The organism is Niallia sp. WK069_GA_01 (genome assembly GCF_983173855.1).
Genome location: NZ_OZ470138.1, coordinates 3,245,958 through 3,263,895, shown reverse-complemented (window position 1 = coordinate 3,263,895; position 17,938 = coordinate 3,245,958). Strand labels below are relative to the sequence as shown.

At 36.3% G+C, this 17,938-nt stretch carries 17 protein-coding genes; 10 read left to right on the top strand and 7 right to left on the bottom strand.

Annotated features, from left to right (window positions below; translation table 11 throughout):
- Position 1: 1 nt before the first annotated feature.
- From AC5LWL_RS15525 to AC5LWL_RS15510, 4 genes are all read left to right on the top strand, one after another.
- Positions 2-979, top strand: coding sequence for an alpha-ketoacid dehydrogenase subunit beta (locus tag AC5LWL_RS15525; RefSeq protein WP_493435155.1), 978 nt, complete (start codon positions 2-4; stop codon positions 977-979).
- Between the two features lie 72 nt (positions 980-1,051).
- Positions 1,052-2,383 (top strand): dihydrolipoamide acetyltransferase family protein, encoded by a 1,332-nt coding sequence (locus AC5LWL_RS15520; RefSeq protein ID WP_493435154.1) that lies wholly within the window; start codon positions 1,052-1,054, stop codon positions 2,381-2,383.
- 4 nt (positions 2,384-2,387) lie between these two features.
- Positions 2,388-3,797, top strand: coding sequence for a dihydrolipoyl dehydrogenase (gene lpdA / locus AC5LWL_RS15515; protein ID WP_493435153.1), 1,410 nt, complete (start codon positions 2,388-2,390; stop codon positions 3,795-3,797).
- Positions 3,798-4,509: 712 nt separating this feature from the next.
- On the top strand, positions 4,510-4,755 hold the full coding sequence (locus AC5LWL_RS15510; protein ID WP_493435152.1) for a hypothetical protein: 246 nt from the start codon (positions 4,510-4,512) through the stop codon (positions 4,753-4,755).
- A 685-nt stretch (positions 4,756-5,440) separates the two neighbouring features.
- Here AC5LWL_RS15510 and AC5LWL_RS15505 read toward each other — a convergent pair.
- Complete coding sequence (locus tag AC5LWL_RS15505) at positions 5,441-5,782, bottom strand: hypothetical protein (protein ID WP_493435151.1); 342 nt, start codon at positions 5,780-5,782, stop codon at positions 5,441-5,443.
- Positions 5,783-5,896: 114 nt separating this feature from the next.
- On the bottom strand, positions 5,897-7,366 hold the full coding sequence (locus AC5LWL_RS15500; protein ID WP_493435150.1) for an aminotransferase class I/II-fold pyridoxal phosphate-dependent enzyme: 1,470 nt from the start codon (positions 7,364-7,366) through the stop codon (positions 5,897-5,899).
- A 320-nt stretch (positions 7,367-7,686) separates the two neighbouring features.
- Here AC5LWL_RS15500 and AC5LWL_RS15495 point away from each other — a divergent pair, with 320 nt between their 5' ends.
- A complete protein-coding gene (locus AC5LWL_RS15495; RefSeq protein ID WP_493435149.1) occupies positions 7,687-7,959 on the top strand; it encodes a UPF0223 family protein in 273 nt (90 codons plus the stop codon).
- Positions 7,960-8,773: 814 nt separating this feature from the next.
- Here AC5LWL_RS15495 and AC5LWL_RS15490 read toward each other — a convergent pair.
- Positions 8,774-9,391 carry a YktB family protein gene (locus tag AC5LWL_RS15490; RefSeq protein ID WP_493435148.1) on the bottom strand — a complete coding sequence of 206 codons (618 nt, stop codon included), beginning with the start codon at positions 9,389-9,391 and terminating at the stop codon, positions 8,774-8,776.
- A gap of 371 nt (positions 9,392-9,762) precedes the next feature.
- Here AC5LWL_RS15490 and AC5LWL_RS15485 point away from each other — a divergent pair, with 371 nt between their 5' ends.
- Together AC5LWL_RS15485 and AC5LWL_RS15480 are read left to right on the top strand one after the other, a co-directional pair.
- A complete protein-coding gene (locus AC5LWL_RS15485) occupies positions 9,763-9,957 on the top strand; it encodes a YkzI domain-containing protein (RefSeq protein WP_493435147.1) in 195 nt (64 codons plus the stop codon).
- A 432-nt stretch (positions 9,958-10,389) separates the two neighbouring features.
- Positions 10,390-11,190, top strand: a complete 801-nt coding sequence (locus AC5LWL_RS15480; RefSeq protein ID WP_493435146.1) for an inositol monophosphatase family protein — start codon at positions 10,390-10,392, stop codon at positions 11,188-11,190.
- Positions 11,191-11,294: 104 nt separating this feature from the next.
- On the opposite strand, the gene AC5LWL_RS15475 is transcribed toward AC5LWL_RS15480, so the two are convergent.
- On the bottom strand, positions 11,295-11,492 hold the full coding sequence (locus AC5LWL_RS15475) for a DUF5325 family protein (RefSeq protein ID WP_493435145.1): 198 nt from the start codon (positions 11,490-11,492) through the stop codon (positions 11,295-11,297).
- Between the two features lie 195 nt (positions 11,493-11,687).
- On the opposite strand from AC5LWL_RS15475, the gene typA reads away from it, so the two are divergent.
- On the top strand, positions 11,688-13,520 hold the full coding sequence (gene typA / locus AC5LWL_RS15470; protein ID WP_493435144.1) for a translational GTPase TypA: 1,833 nt from the start codon (positions 11,688-11,690) through the stop codon (positions 13,518-13,520).
- 383 nt (positions 13,521-13,903) lie between these two features.
- On the opposite strand, the gene AC5LWL_RS15465 is transcribed toward typA, so the two are convergent.
- Together AC5LWL_RS15465 and AC5LWL_RS15460 are read right to left on the bottom strand one after the other, a co-directional pair.
- The gene (locus AC5LWL_RS15465) at positions 13,904-14,104 is read right to left on the bottom strand and encodes a YlaI family protein (RefSeq protein WP_493435143.1); all 201 of its coding nucleotides are present in this window, start codon (positions 14,102-14,104) and stop codon (positions 13,904-13,906) included.
- Positions 14,105-14,181: 77 nt separating this feature from the next.
- Positions 14,182-14,793 (bottom strand): YhcN/YlaJ family sporulation lipoprotein, encoded by a 612-nt coding sequence (locus AC5LWL_RS15460; protein WP_493435142.1) that lies wholly within the window; start codon positions 14,791-14,793, stop codon positions 14,182-14,184.
- 167 nt (positions 14,794-14,960) lie between these two features.
- On the opposite strand from AC5LWL_RS15460, the gene AC5LWL_RS15455 reads away from it, so the two are divergent.
- The gene (locus AC5LWL_RS15455) at positions 14,961-16,289 is read left to right on the top strand and encodes a PhoH family protein (RefSeq protein WP_493435141.1); all 1,329 of its coding nucleotides are present in this window, start codon (positions 14,961-14,963) and stop codon (positions 16,287-16,289) included.
- A gap of 63 nt (positions 16,290-16,352) precedes the next feature.
- Here AC5LWL_RS15455 and AC5LWL_RS15450 read toward each other — a convergent pair whose 3' ends face one another.
- Positions 16,353-16,847 (bottom strand): peptidyl-prolyl cis-trans isomerase, encoded by a 495-nt coding sequence (locus AC5LWL_RS15450; protein ID WP_493435140.1) that lies wholly within the window; start codon positions 16,845-16,847, stop codon positions 16,353-16,355.
- Between the two features lie 605 nt (positions 16,848-17,452).
- Here AC5LWL_RS15450 and AC5LWL_RS15445 point away from each other — a divergent pair.
- Entirely contained in the window at positions 17,453-17,734 is a 282-nt protein-coding gene (locus AC5LWL_RS15445; protein ID WP_493435139.1) for an Fpa/YlaN family protein, read from the top strand.
- The last annotated feature ends 204 nt before the right edge of the window (positions 17,735-17,938 follow it).

The window sequence follows — 17,938 nt, the reverse complement described above, 5'->3', positions numbered from 1 at the left end:
CATGGCGCAAATGACTATGATTCAAGCAATCACTGATGCGTTACGCACAGAATTACGCAACGATTCGAATGTATTAGTATTTGGGGAAGATGTTGGTGTAAACGGCGGTGTATTCCGTGCTACAGAAGGTCTTCAAAAAGAATTCGGTGAGGATCGTGTATTTGATACTCCACTAGCAGAATCTGGAATTGGTGGTTTAGCAGTTGGTCTTGGTTTACAAGGCTTCCGTCCAGTGCCTGAAATTCAATTCTTTGGATTCGTTTATGAAGTAATGGACAGTATCTCTGGTCAAATGGCACGTATGCGCTACCGTTCAGGCGGTCGCTACCATTCACCAGTAACAATACGTTCTCCATTTGGCGGCGGTGTTCATACACCAGAACTGCATGCAGACAGCTTAGAAGGATTAATGGCACAACAACCTGGTCTAAAAGTTGTTATTCCATCAACACCTTATGATGCAAAAGGATTATTAATTTCCGCTATTCGTGATAACGATCCGGTTATTTTCTTAGAGCATATGAAATTATACCGTTCATTCCGTCAAGATGTACCGGAAGAAGAATACACCATTCCATTAGGAAAAGCGGATGTAAAACGTGAAGGGAAAGACCTTTCTATTATTACTTATGGAGCAATGGTTCAAGAATCCATTAAAGCTGCAGAAGAATTAGAAAAAGAAGGCTTTTCAGTAGAGGTAGTTGATTTGCGTACAATCAGCCCGCTTGATATTGAAACAATTATTTCATCTGTTGAAAAAACAGGAAGAGCAGTTGTTGTACAAGAGGCGCAAAAACAAGCTGGTATTGCAGCAAATGTTGTAGCTGAAATCAACGATCGTGCGATTCTTAGCTTAGAAGCACCAGTGCTACGTGTGACAGCACCTGACACGGTATTTGCGTTTACTCAAGCAGAAACAGTATGGCTTCCAAACTTTAAAGATATTGTAGAAACTGCTAAAAAAGTTCTAACTTTCTAATATCGGTTTCGTTAATCATCACATAAGAAATTTAATAACAAATTTGTAATAACTGTAGGAGGTTGAATTATATTGGCTTTTCAATTTAGATTGCCTGATATCGGTGAAGGAATTCACGAAGGCGAAATTGTAAAATGGTTTGTAAAACCAGGTGACAAAGTTCAAGAAGATGATGTGCTTTGTGAAGTTCAAAATGATAAAGCAGTAGTAGAAATCCCATCTCCAGTTGAAGGTACTGTAGAAGAAGTGTTAGTAGAAGAAGGTACTGTAGCTGTAGTTGGCGATGTACTAATTACATTTGATGCACCTGGATACGAAGACCTTCAATTTAAAGGTGACCATGGTGATGAAGAAGCACCAAAAGCTGATGCAAAAACAGAAGCACAAGTTCAATCAAGTGCTGAAGCTGGTCAAGATGTAAGCAAAGAGCCTGTTGAAGCGAAAGCTCCTGAAGCTGCTGAAGTGGATCCGAACAAAAGAATCATTGCAATGCCTTCTGTACGTAAACATGCCCGTGAAAAAGGTGTGGATATCCGTACGGTTTCCGGATCTGGTAAAAATGGAAGAGTTACAAAAGAAGACATTGATGCTTTCTTAAATGGTGGAGCAAAAGTTGAAGCAACTCCTGAAGCTGCTCCTGCTGAAACTACTGCAGCACCGGCTCCAGAAGCACCGGCAACAGTATCTATTCCAGAAGGCGAATTCCCAGAAACTCGCGAAAAAATGAGTGGAATTAGAAAAGCTATTGCAAAAGCGATGGTTAACTCGAAACATACTGCACCACATGTAACGTTAATGGATGAAATTGAAGTATCCAAACTTGTGGCTCATCGCAAAAAATTCAAAGATGTTGCTGCTGCAAAAGGCATTAAATTAACGTTCTTGCCATATGTTGTTAAAGCATTAACTAGTGCTTTAAAAGAATTCCCAGCATTAAATACATCATTGGATGATGCAACGAGTGAAATCGTTCATAAACATTATTACAATATCGGAATTGCTGCAGACACAGAAAAAGGTCTATTGGTTCCTGTTGTAAAAAATGCAGATCGCAAAGGTATCTTTAATATTTCGAATGAAATTAATGAACTAGCTGGAAAAGCAAGAGAAGGTAAATTAGCTCCTGCTGAAATGAAAGGTGCTTCTTGTACGATTTCTAACATTGGATCAGCTGGTGGACAATGGTTTACTCCAGTAATTAATCACCCTGAAGTAGCTATTCTTGGTATTGGTCGAATTGCTGAAAAAGCAATTGTAAAAGATGGAGAAATTGTTGCTGCTCCTGTACTAGCACTTTCTTTAAGCTTTGATCACAGAATGATTGATGGAGCAACAGCTCAGAATGCAATGAATCACATTAAACGTTTATTAAACGATCCAGAACTATTGTTAATGGAGGCGTAAGAGTATGGTAGTTGGAGATTTTCCTATTGAAACGGATACTATAGTCATTGGTGGAGGTCCTGGTGGATACGTTGCAGCAATTCGTGCAGCACAATTAGGACAAAAAGTAACAATTGTAGAAAAAAACGTGCTTGGCGGAGTTTGTTTAAATGTTGGGTGTATCCCTTCAAAAGCATTAATTGCTGCAGGTCATCGTTATGAAACAGCTAAACATTCTGATGATATTGGAATTACAGCTGAAAATGTAAAAGTTGATTTTACTAAAGTTCAAGAATGGAAAGCCGGAGTTGTTAAAAAACTTACTGGCGGAGTAGAAGGGCTTTTAAAAGGAAATAAAGTAGATATTGTTAAAGGGGAAGCATATTTTGTTGATGCCAATACTTTAAAAGTAATGGATGAAAAATCTTCTCAAACATATACATTTAAAAATGCTATTATTGCAACTGGATCTCGTCCTATTGAAATTCCAGCATTTAAATATACAAAACGTGTACTTGATTCTACTGGAGCTCTTGCTCTTGAGTCGATTCCTGAAAAAATTGTAGTAATCGGCGGAGGGTATGTAGGTACTGAGCTTGGTGGTGCCTATGCTAACTTTGGAACACAAGTTACTATCTTAGAGGGTGCTGACGAAATCCTTGGTGGATTTGAAAAGCAAATGTCTGCATTAGTTAAACGTAACTTAAAGAAAAAAGGTGCAGAAATTATTACAAAAGCAATGGCTAAAGGTGTGGAAGAATCTGACACTGGAGTTGTTGTAACATATGAAGCAAAAGGTGAAGAGAAAAAAGTCGAAGCTGATTATGTATTTGTAATGGTTGGAAGAAAACCAAATACAGATGAACTAGGTCTTGAACAAGTCGGCATTGAATTAGCTGACCGCGGACTAGTTAAAACAGATAAACAATGCAGAACAACTGTAAGCAATATTTTTGCTATTGGTGACGTAATTGAAGGACCACCACTAGCACATAAAGCTTCTTATGAAGGTAAAATTGCAGCAGAAGCAATTGCTGGACATCCTGCAGAAATTGATTATCTTGGAATTCCTGCTGTTGTATTCTCAGAACCAGAATTAGCAACAGTTGGTCATACAGAAAAAAGTGCAAAAGAAGCTGGCCTAGAAATAAATGCATCCAAATTCCCATTTGCTGCAAATGGCCGTGCACTTGCTCTTAATCAAGGGGAAGGCTTTATGAAGCTTATCACTCGTAAAGAAGATGGTTTAGTTGTCGGTGCTCAAATTGCTGGCCCTAGCGCATCTGATATGATTGCAGAACTTGGCTTAGCAATCGAGTCTGGAATGACTGCAGAAGATTTAGCAATGACTATCCATGCTCATCCAACACTTGGAGAGATCACAATGGAAGCTGCAGAAGTTGCAATCGGAAGCCCAATCCATATTATTAAATAATTATTTTTTCAAAAACCCACTTTTTATAAGTGGGTTTTTTTGTATGGGAATAAGGGGATTTAAGTAAAAGCACGAAATACACAGATAAACAAATTAGCAGGTCTTTACACTAGGATATTCAAGAATATGCGGTTTTTAGGTGTTGATGCACTTTCTCTTTTCCTTTAGAAAAGCATAAAAGGGAAATTATTCTCGTTAAAAAACAGGCTTAATAAGAAAGCGAGAAGGGTATTAAAAGAAAAACAATAACAATGGACCAAGAAAGTAAAAAGGAATATTTTTTTAAATGCGAAGAATATATTAGCCCATTATTTAAACCTCAATCAAGTTAATTGAAAACGCTTGACAGTTTACTGCTGCAACAGCAGCTCAGATTCCCATGAACAAACACCAACATTGTAGTAGAACCCAAAAACCTCCACACTAATTATATTCACATCATGGCGCATGGAAAGAAGGGCTACCAGTTTTATTTTATGTCCATGTTTAAATTAAGGAGCAGTCAGAATACACGAAAGACTTCCATGGGAATGCGAGAAAGACGAGACCCAGCAGTGAAACGAGGAAGCTCGTAGATGAGCCCACAGGAAAGCGAAGTGTATTCCACCTGCGGAACCCTTTTTTCATATTGAAAGGTTGTTTATCATATACTACTACTAATATAAATAATCGATCGAAGAGAAATGATTATAGAAAAAGGTGGTGAAGTTCCTTGAAGATTTATACAGCAATTCTCTTACAGTTGATATTATGGAGTGGATATTCAATCGTGGAATGGATGTCTAAATATGATCTAGTTATGTATAAAATTTTAATGTTTGCCGTATTTTTATATTTAGCAATCACCATTGGGAATTATATTGTTAAATCGCCGAGGAAAACGATGTTTGCTACCTTTATTAGCCTTGCCATCTATGGTTCATTTCAGATGATTATGAGTATTGTTACTTTAACATAATTAGAAACAGAAAAGCTGTACATAAACTAACAAGAATCATGACGAGTCAAATAAAACAGTGCTTTTGCAAACAGAGAAAGCCAGCGTAAAGGGATAAAAAAATACTCCGTTACAAATAAAGTACCAATCGGAATATCTGCATACCCTACAAAATTTGATAAAAAAATACTCCGTTACAAATAAAGATCCCCACCACAATGCATGCCTAATTTGAAACCAGGGAGCAGTCGAAATACACGAAGGCTCCTTATGAGATTAGTTGGACAGTGTGACTCGCAGGAGTTCACACCGAAAAGGCTCGAGCATAGCCCAAGGAAAGCAAAGTGTATTTTGAATAAGAACTATTATTATTCGAGCGTGTGCATTACCTATTTTTCAGAGTAGACACCCATGCAACTAAATTTGCACAACTGCATATAAAAAGAGAAATAGATTTCTTAGATTTTATAAGCAGGGAGCAGTCAGCATACGCGAAGACTCCCGCGGGAATGCGAGAAAGACGAGACCCCGCAGCGCAGCGAGGAGGCTCGGCGCTCGCCCGCAGGAAAGCGAAGTGTATGCTGGCTGTGGACTTATCGAGAGAGCAAAAGCTTTTTTTTAGTGCAGCTTTTTGAAAAATTCACCGTTTATATTTTCATCAGATTCACTTTTCCAGTAGCAACATTCTGAAAGGCAATAGCAATTCTTATCTAGTACTATTCTTTTTTTTAATCGACTTTTTAAAATAACTTGCAAAGACTGTGTAGATTGCAAAAATTAATAGAAAAAAGCAAATAAACGTAAAAACAAAGGGAATAAAATGGATTTTGGTTGTTTGTTCAAAAGGAGATTGAAACTGTACTTCTAAAGGATAAAGATCAGCATTCTGTGGCAATTCGACTTTTTGTTCAGCAAAAGGTATAGGACCGCCAAACACTAAGGCATCTTTTGGTTCCAATGGTTTTTTTTCGAGATATTGTTTAAAGATAAATGGAGAACTGAAACTTATAATAAGACTTATTACAGCAATAATAGTGACTCTTTTCATTAACGAAAACTCCAATCAAAAATAGGGATGGGACATTAAAACAAAAGAGCTGTGTTTAATTAACTTTTATTAACGGTTAGGCACAGCTCTTTTTTAACTAATTTAATCTATAACTTATCGAATCGCTCGATGCTCTTTAATAACACGAAGTTTTTTAAAGTCATAATCTTCTGGTCCCTGTACAGGTAATCCAGCTTCCATATTTCTTTTTATATATTCTAAATTATCTTCTGTAATAATTTCGCCTGGGATAAAAATAGGTATGCCTGGTGGATACACCATAATAAATTCAGCAATTACTCTTCCAACAGAATCATCAAAATTAACCAATTCTGTTTCAGAATAAAAGGCATCTCTTGGTGTTAATGCTAAAACAGGAATATTAGGAAGCATTACTTTTGCTTCCACTCTGCCAGCTTGATAATGATATTTTTCTGAAAGCTCTTTTAATGCTTTGATTAGAATCGTCGCTTCTTTTTCTGTATCGCCTGGAGTGATAATGCAAAGCACATTGTATAAATCAGACATTTCTACTTCAATCTTATAATGTCTTCGCAGCCATTCTTCTGCATCGTGACCAGATATACTTAAATCTTTTACCGAGATAATAAGCTTTGTTGGATCATAATCATAGGCGATATTGGATTCTACTATTTCTGCTCCAACACAATATAGATGATCGATATCGTTGATTTGTTGACGAATACTTTGAGCAAGGGCGATTGTTTGATCAAGAAGCTGTTTACCCTCTGTTGCTAAACGTTTTCTTGCGACATCTAAGGATGCAAGCAATAAATACGAAGTACTAGTAGTTGTCAGCATGCTTAAAATGGTCTGAACTCTTTTATGATTAACAAGCTTACCTCTAACATTAAGAATAGAGCTTTGTGTCATTGAGCCTCCAAGTTTATGAACGCTTGTGGCAGCGATGTCTGCTCCTGCTTGCATGGCGGAAAGCGGCAGTTCATCATGAAAATGAATATGAACCCCATGAGCTTCGTCTACAAGCACAGGAATGTCATAAGAGTGTGCTAGCTCTACTATTTTTTTTAAGTCTGCAGATATGCCGAAATAAGTTGGATTAATAACTAATAACCCTTTTGCATCTGGATGAAGTTCTAAAGCGTGCTGTACAGATTCAATGGTAATTCCATGAGAAATACCTAAATTTTTATCAATCTCTGGATGTATAAAAACAGGAATAGCACCTGCGAAAATAATCGCGGACATAATAGATTTATGCACATTTCGTGGGACGATAATTTTATCACCTGGTCCACAAACACTCATAATCATCGTCATAATTGCACCACTAGTACCTTGAACAGAAAAAAAGGTATAATCTGCTCCAAATGCTTCTGCTGCCAAAATTTGTGCTTGTTTAATTATTCCTTTTGGCTGATGAAGATCATCAAGTGGTCCAATATTAATTAAATCGATTGAAAGGGCGTTTTCCCCAATAAAGTTTCGAAATTCAGGATCCATTCCATTTCCTTTTTTATGACCAGGAATATGAAATTGAACAGGGTCTTTTTTTGCATGCTCCAATAAACCGTGGTATAACGGTGTTTCGTGTTGTGACAATTTATTTCCACACCTCTTTATTCTCTATATATTTAGTTTCAATCTGTTCATTTTTCATTGTATTATTTGCACAATGATTCCATAAAACAAATGAATTATAGCACTTTTTAAATTCTTTGCATACAATTAGTTTTTACTATCTGTGAAAGAATTATTTTACCCTTTCTTTTTCAGATGAAAACATAAGGTTTTTTTAGGAAAATAATAGTTATTTTCAACTTATTAAGTAAGAAAAAAATTACGTTTTACATTAAATGATTCATCATCTACAATAGAATGCATTAGGGAAGACTTATAAATATGTAGAAAAGGGTGTTTAAATGGAATATCAATATCCAATAGATATAGATTGGTCGACGGATGAGATAATTACGGCTGTTAAATTTTTTGAGTGTATTGAGCAAGCTTATGAAAAAGGTGTTAACAGAAATGTATTAATGGATCAATATCGTCTTTTTAAAGTAATTGTTCCTGGGAAATCGCAAGAAAAAAAAGTTTGCGGTGAATTTGAAGAAATCAGTGGTTATTCTTCTTATAAAACGATTAAGAAAGCGAAAGAAGCTAAGGATGATATAGTAATCAAGATGCCTTAGTCTGAGAAAGCAGTACATATAGCAGTGAGATGGTTTATTTGGCTCATGGAAGCATGTTGTTGAGCATGTTTATATTTTATTGTACATAGTATGAAAAGGAGTGTTATGCCTTGTCTAGAAGGTTATAATGCTCTTTTTTGTATATAGTGAGTTTTTCTTTGGATGAAGTAAAAACTTTCTCATTGCGAGAAAATATTTAACGGAGGAGCTTTCCCTTAGGTTTTCATGTATGCTCAGGCTTCCCTGAAAAGAGGGTTTGTCTCTCTCAATGGGGTCCGCAGCCGGAATACACTTCGCTTTCCATGGGGCGGGCGCCGAGCCTCCTCGGAGTAAGCTCGAGGCCACTGAAAAACTGATTGTTTTTGAAAAAATATCGAATTATTGTCTATATACAGCTGATAAATATCTTTGGAATTCTATATATAGTAGGTGAGTCGCTTCTTTTTCTTTCTTTACGGACTTTTTCAGTGGCCTCGTAAACTCCTGCGGGGTCTCGCCTGTCCCGCAAATCCCATAGGAGTCTTCGTGTATTCCGGCTGCTCCCTGCTTCAACTAACCAAAAACTTAGAGAAACTGCTTATTTCATGTACCATAGTGCAAATTTTGTTAGCATGAGTGGCTTCCCTGAAAAGAGGGTTTGTCTCTCTCAATGGGTCCGCAGCCGGAATACACTTCGCTTTTCATGGGGCGGGCGCCGAGCCTCCTCGGAGTAAACTCCTATGGATCTCGTCTGTCCCGCAAATCCCATAGGAGTCTTCGTGTATTCCCGCCGCTCCCTGCTTCAACCTATCAATGGAACTTTTTATTTGTTTTTTTATTGTAAAGACATTTTATAGAAAGGTAGCAGTGTTTCTAATGTGTTTCCAACAAGCTGCATGAATGCTTTGCCATCTTGTAAAATGGGGTCATTTGCTGCAATATGGCGGCCAACTAGAAATTCGGCTTTTTTTACATCACGAAAACGTTCTAGTGCTTTCGTTAGATTCACTTCTTTAAAGTTGACAGCATCTTTTTTTGTATGATCGAGTGAAATAACGTAATCGTCTGGAATAGCTTCTTGCATCGTTTCGATATTTTCTAGAAATGTACGTGCAATTTCTTTTTTATTAGGCAGTTCATATATATAAGCTAACCAGATAAATACGTGATCATCAAACAGTCCGATTTGGAAGTGTGGATGTTGTTTATATCCACGTTTATTCGCAGCTAATGCAAGCCAAGTATCTTTAGGGGGATTAACTGTTCGTCTTGCATGTCGTGCAATATGTAAGAACATCTCGTTTCCTATTTTTCCTGAAAGGTCATCTGCTGCTACGGAGCCGATCGTACGGAATTTAGGCTGAATTCGCTCCTGAATAGCTTGCATTCTGTCATCAAGTCCTTCAATTGAAAACGTATCAAAATCTTTTCTGTTAAATCCTTCAAATTGCATAGTTCTAACTCCTTTATTAAGTTTATATCTTGTATAAATGGGTATTAAAAATATCAAGCAAGTTTAAATAGACATCTCGAAAACCTCTTTAGCTTAACCGCATGTTCTACATAGAAATATCATTCTTTCTTAATCAATTATTTATTCTCTTTAGGCTATTTAAGAATTCGATAAAAATAGCACGATTTGGCGAATAAAAAGCTATTTTGTCTACTCAACTTGTTGTCCAATAGTTTAGCATATAAAGCGTTTTTATTGAAGGAAAGAGGACTTTTAGGTTATAGCACATATTTGTTGCAAGGAAAGTGATTTCAACATATGATATAAGAAATCATTAGAAACATAAGTCGATGGAAGGGGTGTACTGTCAAGTGAAACAATTAATGAATTTAGCGAAGACCAAAAAAGTGGAAAGAGAAAAAAGAGCTGTTCTTCGATTAGAAATGGACTATGAGTTGGCTACTTTATTTGATGCTATGAACGAAAAGAATGAAATGCAAAAAAAGGAAAGTAAGCAAAAGCTTGAGAGAATTAGACAGGAACTTCTAAGACTTAAAGCTTTATAATGTAACTATCGTTTGATAATCATAAATGTAGCCGGCAGTAATGCAGGAAGCATTTATGATTTTTACTTTATTCTAACTGCGTGTTCAAAAAGGAGGATAAAAAGGACCAAGAAGCTCGAGGTGGCTTCACTTTGAGCATCTGCCTTCCACAAGATATGGTGACTTCAAAATTGCTTACAAGAAATGAGCGTTTATAGTTGAAGATCCTCTAGTTAAATAAGTGAGAAGCAAAAGATGAGCCAACGAAGAAATTCGACGTGTCTTTTTACCCGACTTTTGAACAACCTTTTCAAAGAAAATTTTCTCCTGTCTTGAAAGGATAATATTGGAGGGGAAATGACTTGATGCATGAGAATCAATGCAGTAAGCTAAAATATAAAAGAAGCAAAGAAGTAAATTTTACATAGAAAAAATACAATAAGGATGGGGAATATGACAAATTGGCGTGAAGTGGATATATTAGCTAAAGAATGGATTAAAGAAGCTGGAGAAAGAATTAAAGCTTCCTTTTCAAAAGAGTTATTGATTGAAACAAAAACCAATAAAAATGATTTAGTAACAGAGATAGACAAAGGAACCGAAGATTTTCTTATAAAAAAAATTAATCAAAACTTTCCAGATCATCGAATACTAGGGGAAGAAGGACTGGCAGAAGAAATAGAAGATTTAAAAGATGTCGTCTGGATTATAGACCCAATTGATGGCACGATGAATTTTGTTCATATGCAGCGGGATTTTGCGATTTCGATTGGGATTTATGAAGATGGCATAGGAAAGATAGGGTTGATTTACGATGTGGTGGCAGATGAACTTTATCATGTAAGAAAAGGAAATGGTGTATATATGGACGATATTCCATTGGCTCCATTAGAGGAAACTACTGTCGAGAAAGGAATTATTGGATTAAACGCTACTTGGGTAACGGAGAACAAGCGGATTGATCCATCCATTTTGGCACCGTTAGCAAAGGATGCAAGGGGAACGAGATCATTCGGTTCTGCGTGTTTGGAACTGGCTTATATCGCGTCAGGCAGAATGGATGCTTATATTACGTTAAGACTTTCTCCATGGGATTATGCCGCAGGAAAAATTATGATAGAAGAACTTGGAGGCATGGTGACTTCTTTGCGAAATGAACCATTAGATATGTTGAATCAAAATTCTTTTTTTGCATGCAAACCAGGTCTGCATCAGGAAATACTAGAGAAATATTTAAATAACGGCGATTGGTAAGATACCTTTTTAGCAATAGTGGGAGTGAGCGACTAAGTTCATTACACTATTGCTTTTTTATTTTAGTGTTGCAAAAGAAAAATGACTGCGTGCTGTATGAAAAATCAGGGGGATTTTTGCAGCATTTTTTTTTGCTGTAGCTTTTTTTTCTTGCGCGAAGCAAATAATACAATAATGGTAAATAATAGAAAACAAGTGACAGCTCCTTTTATACTACGCTCGACAATGCAAATTCCTGCGCATAAAAAGCTGGCTGTCGCAAATATTTTATAAAAATAAAATGGTCCATACTCTTCTTTCATAAACCTCGTCCTTTTAACAGTTTTTGATAAAAAAATTAGCGAAAGTTGGTAAAAATAACGGTTCCAATCTATCTTTTTTTATTTTACAATAAAAAGCCTTTAGGTTTCTAGTATATTATATGGTATAATGACTCAGTTATAAGGTGTAAAATAATGAAAAATAGATAGACCATTTATTAGGTAGGAGTGAAATTTTTGAAAATTAGAGAAGATATTCGTAATATTGCAATTATTGCCCACGTTGACCATGGTAAAACAACGTTAGTGGATCAGCTGTTAAAACAGTCTGGAACTTTCCGTACAAATGAGCATGTTGAAGAACGTGCAATGGATTCAAATGATCTTGAGAGAGAACGCGGTATTACAATTTTAGCAAAAAATACGGCGATTCAATATAAAGATAAACGCATTAACATCTTAGATACACCTGGACATGCTGACTTTGGTGGAGAAGTAGAACGTATCATGAAGATGGTAGATGGAGTATTGTTGGTTGTAGATGCTTATGAAGGCTGTATGCCACAGACTCGTTTTGTATTGAAAAAAGCATTAGAGCAAAAATTAACACCTATTGTTGTGGTAAATAAAATTGACCGTGACTTTGCGCGCCCTGCAGAAGTAGTGGATGAAGTAATCGATTTATTTATTGAATTAGATGCTACAGAAGAACAATTAGAATTCCCTGTTATTTATGCGTCAGCTATTAATGGTACTGCAAGTGTTAATCCTGAAAAACAAGATGAAAACATGCAATCATTATATGATGCAGTTGTTGAGCATATTCCTGCTCCTGTTGACAATCGTGAAGAGCCTCTTCAGTTCCAAGTAGCACTTCTTGACTACAATGATTATGTAGGAAGAATTGGGGTTGGCCGTGTTTTCCGTGGAACGATGAAAGTTGGACAACAAGTTGCATTAATGAAACTGGATGGAACGGTAAAACAATTCCGTGTAACAAAAATCTTTGGTTTCTTTGGTTTAAAAAGACAAGAAATTGAAGAAGCATATGCTGGTGATTTAATTGCCGTATCTGGAATGGAAGATATCAACGTTGGAGAGACAGTTTGTCCTTTTGATCATCAAGATGCACTTCCGATCCTTCGTATTGATGAACCAACATTACAAATGACATTTTTAGTAAACAACAGTCCTTTTGCTGGTAAAGAAGGAAAATATTTGACTTCAAGAAAAATTGAAGAAAGATTACGTGCTCAATTAGAGACAGATGTAAGCTTACGTGTAGAAAATACAGATTCCCCTGATGCATGGACTGTATCTGGACGTGGAGAACTTCATTTATCTATCTTAATTGAAAACATGCGTCGTGAAGGATATGAGCTTCAAGTATCCAAACCAGAAGTAATCGTAAAAACGGTTGATGGCGTTCGTTGTGAACCAGTTGAACGTGTGCAGATTGATGTACCTGAAGAACATACTGGTTCTGTAATGGAATCAATTGGTGCTCGTAAAGGGGAAATGCTGGATATGATCAATAATGGAAATGGACAAGTACGATTAATTTTTAATGTACCTGCTCGTGGACTTATTGGTTATACAACAGAATTCTTAACATTAACTCGTGGATATGGTATTATCAACCATACTTTTGACAGCTATCAACCAATGGCTTCTGGTCAAGTTGGCGGACGTCGTCAAGGTGTGCTTGTAAGTATGGAAACTGGAAAAACATCTACTTACGGTATTATGCAAGTAGAAGACCGTGGAATTATCTTTGTAGAATCTGGTACGGATATTTATGAAGGTATGATCGTTGGAGAACATACACGTGAAAATGATATTACGGTTAATATCACAAAAGTGAAACAAGCAACAAATATTCGTTCAGCTAATAAAGATCAAACGGCAACAATGAAAAAACCAAGAATCATGACATTAGAGGAATCTTTAGAATACTTGAATGATGATGAGTATTGTGAAGTAACACCAGAATCAATCCGTTTACGTAAAAAAATTCTGAATAAATCAGAACGCGAACGCGTAACGAAAAAGAAAAAAACAGCTGAATAATAAACAAAAAAGCAGCTAAGCTCTTGATAGAGCTTAGCTGCTTTTTTGTTTTAAGGGAAGAAAGGATAAAATTTTTGAAATGTCAAGGCTGTCTAGCTTCGCCTCACAGGATGAACAGGGCCGCTTGCACTTTTTCGAATGTCTAGCTCCAGCGCCTATCGCTTCGTGTCAAATAACCTGTCCGATTAAAAGTAAAGAGCACTTTTTATCGTACAGAACATTTAAAAGTCTGCGATCAACAAGGCGCTTACACTTTTCAAATGTCTAGCTCCAGCGCCTATCGCTTCGTGTCAAATAACCTGTCCGATTAAAAGTAAAGAGCACTTTTTATCGTACAGAACATTTAAAAGTCTGCGATCAACAAGGCGCTTCCGCTTTTCTTGTTACCATTCTTCTTCGGTTGTTTTGCTGCGGTATAAGCTGAAATTTCCTGTATCGACTCGTTTTTGGGTGTTATCTCGAATTCTTTCGTCGCATATTTTACACATATACGTGTGAATCGGTCGGTTACGAAGCCGTTTTGCCTGAAAGGAATTTTCATCTATGTCTTCAATAATATCGCATATTACACATTTTACTTTCAATTGATGCACCTCTAATCTTTTCTATATCAAAATAGATTATAGGGCAATTATAATACAACTATTTGCAGAAAACGAGTTTAATCCCGCAAGTGATGATTAGATTGTTTGTCCTGATCATCTTTTAACTGCTTTTCGTCTTTATTATTTAATGTTTCATCAGGGTTTTTTAAATTTGACTTTGGATTTGGATTAACCATATCTGCTGGAACTTCTGGCATTATTCTGCCTGCTATATCAGCTAATTCATTAAAAATACCTTGGACAGGTTCTCCGTTCTGAATATCTTCTGAAATTTCTTTAAGCCTCGCTGTAACATCGGGATCTGCGATAATCATTGCATAAGCACCATTTGGATCATTTTTTAAACTTTCGGCAACAGAGTATTTAATCGAACCGGCTTCAGAGCGATCAAGGTTGGAATCAATATCAATTCCTACAAGAGCGTATTTGCCTATTACGACGGCTGTAGCATCATTTACATTAGGAGCACTTGTAGCAAGCGAAACAAGGCGCTCTGCGATTGTCTGACCTGTCTTGCGGTCGACCTCTTGAATGTTTGTATTTTTTACATGCAGTACATGTTTATCAGTTTGATTAGGATTAGATTCCTCCTGATGATTTATATTATTGGTACATCCAACAAGTAGAAGCATAAGTAAAAAAATCAAACTTAAGACTGTTTTTTTCATATGGAAACCTCCAAAATATCATACTTTTTCTCGTTTTTTAACACTTCCTCTGTTTATTGTGCAAAATATCTTCTAACTTTATTCGGTAAAACATATATTTAAGCAAGGTTTCTTTCCGTTAAGCGGATAGTGCAAGCAATATACGACGTTAAACAGGAGGCATCAGTTTGAGTAAAATATACGTTTTAGACACGAATGTCTTGTTACAGGATCCTTATTCCATTTTTTCCTTTGAAGACAATGATGTAGTCATCCCGGCAGTAGCTTTAGAAGAGGTAGACAGCAAAAAAAGGTATATGGATGAAATTGGAAGGAACGCAAGACAAATATCCAGATTAATTGATAAACTAAGAGAAGCAGGAAAATTACACGAAAAAATCCCGCTTGAAAACGGTGGAACATTGCGCATCGAATTAAATCATCGTTCTTTTCATGAACTTCAAGAAATATTTGTAGAGAAAACAAATGACAACCGCATCTTGGCCGTTGCGAAAAATTTATCAACGGAAGAAAAGAAAAAAGAAAATGGACGAACTGTGATTTTAGTAAGCAAAGATACATTAGTCCGTGTGAAAGCTGATGCAATTGGGCTGCAGTCAGAAGATTTTTTAAGTGATAGGGTAGTGGAAAATGAACATCTGTATACCGGTTTTACCGATGTACAAGTGACTTTGGATGTATTAAATAAATTTTATGAACAAGGAAAACTGCCTGTTTCAGAAATAGGAAATAGAGCATTTTTACCAAATCAATTTCTGATATTAAAAGATGTGTTAGGTTCTTCTTCTTCTGCGTTAGCAATGGTAGATTCTTCGAGAAAGCATGTGAAAAAGCTTGTTTTTGACCATGAGCATATATGGGGGATTAGACCACGAAATGTTCAACAAACGATGGCCATTGAACTGCTTCTGAAAAAAGACGTACCATTAGTTACGTTAATTGGAAAAGCTGGTACAGGAAAAACTTTATTAGCATTAGCATCTGGGTTAATGCAAACAGAAGATTTTGGAGATTATAAAAAATTATTAGTAGCAAGGCCTATTGTACCGATGGGCAAGGACTTAGGATTTCTTCCAGGAGAAAAGGAAGAGAAATTAAGACCGTGGATGCAGCCGATATTTGATAATCTTGAATACTTATTTAATACAAAAAAGCCAGGAGAGCTTGAAGCAATCCTTGCAGGGATGGGATCCATTGAGGTGGAAGCATTAACCTATATTCGCGGAAGAAGCATACCAGATCAATTTATTATCATTGATGAAGCGCAAAATTTAACTAAGCACGAAGTAAAGACCATTTTAACAAGAGTGGGAGATGGAAGTAAAATAGTATTAATGGGTGATCCTGAACAAATCGACCATCCTTATCTAGATGCATTTAATAATGGCTTGTCTTATGTGGTAGAACGTTTTAAGGATCAGCAAATTGCCGGCCATGTAAAGCTTGTTAAGGGAGAAAGATCTGGTCTAGCACAGCTTGCTGCTGACCTTCTCTAGCCTTGATTGTATAAAAAACAAAAACCCGCAGCTGAGGAAAATTTCAACCTTGCTGCGAGGTTTTTACTGTATAAAAATGGACTGTATATCTTTAACGGGAATTTGCAGATTACCCATATTTCGTATATATAAGTGAACAGGTCCATGTTCTTGAAGAGCTTTGCCTTGAACACAAAATAATAAAAACATCTCTTCCAACAAGGAAAGGGGATAGACAGCTATTTTGTGATTAGTATTCAACACCATTTCCTTTGCATCACAAAAGGGTTCAGCATGGGAAATAAACGGAGCAAGCGGCATAAAAAAAGTTCCTTGTAGTAATTCTTCTTTTTTATATTGTTTTTCCGCTTGTTTTTTGGGAGGAACAACAGACCCTTCCATGAGTTCTCTTTCCCAAAGGAGAGAAGTATTTTTCTTGTACTCTTCTGAATCTGCATTACTAGAAGTGCAACAAAAAAGCTGTTCACCAGTAAGTTTTCGATCATCGAAAATCCAAACACTTGGATCTAAAGTAATTTCATACTGCACTGCGCCTTTAATTGGAATAATGGAATCCATTTTCTCCCTCCAAAAGAGTATTCTATTTCTAAAACGTTTTCATTTTCAAAAAAAGAAAATATTGCTATATTTAGTATAGCCCGAAACCCTTCATCTGTCATTTTTTAGAAGGAAAGTAAACCTCCAAAAAAAATTTACATTATCATCACACATGAAAAAACAGTTTCCCTAAGTTTATAAACCGAGAGCAGCCAAACAAATACACGAAGAACTATGAAAATTGCAAGACAGGTGAGAAGATAGCAAGTTAATGACTCCAAGGAAACTCAAACATAGCCCTCACGAAAAGCGAAGTGTATTCCGGCTGCGAAACCTTTTTTTCAGGGTAGACACCCATGTAACCAAAAATTTGCATCATGGCGTACGAAAAGAAGTAGAATTCCATTTTTTTAAGGTCTAAGCTTGAAGCAGGGAGCAGCATGCATACACGAAGACTCCCGCAGGAAAGCGAAGTGTATGCATGCTGCGGACTAATTGAAAGTGCATTCCTTTTTTCAGAGTAGCATAAAGTAAAAAAATATATTCTATTTATTGTTCTTGCATTTTTTCTAGCTTGAGTTTAAACTTTATAGATAGGATAATCGCTCGGAAACGGGGGGATAAGGTTGACTTCTGAAATGATTATTAATCATAAAGAACAAGCAAATGCATTATTAAAAGCAGATGCAGATAAAATATTAAAGCTTATTAAAGTACAGATGGAAAATTTAACAATGCCACAATGTCCTTTATATGAAGAAGTTCTGGATACGCAAATGTTCGGCTTATCCAAAGAAATAGATTTTGCCATTCGTCTTGGTTTAGTAGAAGAAAGTGTAGGCAAAAAAATATTAGAAGAGTTAGAAAAAGAACTCTCAGCATTACACGAGGCATCTATAAGAAAATAAAAAAGTAAACTCAAACAAATGCAAGAATGTTTGAGTTTTTTTTAGTAGACACCCACGTGAACAAAATTCACATTATGGCACATAAAAAAAAGAAACTTTCCAATTTGGTTTATCCTCTTTTTAGAAAAAGCAGCTGAAGCAGTCTTTGTTTTTCTTCTTATGCTTAGCAGGAAATAAGATCAATTTTAGCGAATATATAATGCA

Bases quoted from the DNA above. Each gene is read 5' to 3' on its own strand.
- AC5LWL_RS15525 (WP_493435155.1), top strand. From the start codon at position 2: ATGGCGCAAATGACTATGATTCAAGCAATCACTGATGCGTTACGCACA.
- lpdA (WP_493435153.1), top strand. From the start codon at position 2,388: ATGGTAGTTGGAGATTTTCCTATTGAAACGGATACTATAGTCATTGGT.
- AC5LWL_RS15505 (WP_493435151.1), bottom strand. From the start codon at position 5,782: ATGAAAAGAGTCACTATTATTGCTGTAATAAGTCTTATTATAAGTTTC.
- AC5LWL_RS15495 (WP_493435149.1), top strand. From the start codon at position 7,687: ATGGAATATCAATATCCAATAGATATAGATTGGTCGACGGATGAGATA.
- AC5LWL_RS15490 (WP_493435148.1), bottom strand. From the start codon at position 9,391: ATGCAATTTGAAGGATTTAACAGAAAAGATTTTGATACGTTTTCAATT.
- AC5LWL_RS15480 (WP_493435146.1), top strand. From the start codon at position 10,390: ATGACAAATTGGCGTGAAGTGGATATATTAGCTAAAGAATGGATTAAA.
- AC5LWL_RS15475 (WP_493435145.1), bottom strand. From the start codon at position 11,492: ATGAAAGAAGAGTATGGACCATTTTATTTTTATAAAATATTTGCGACA.
- AC5LWL_RS15460 (WP_493435142.1), bottom strand. From the start codon at position 14,793: ATGAAAAAAACAGTCTTAAGTTTGATTTTTTTACTTATGCTTCTACTT.
- AC5LWL_RS15450 (WP_493435140.1), bottom strand. From the start codon at position 16,847: ATGGATTCCATTATTCCAATTAAAGGCGCAGTGCAGTATGAAATTACT.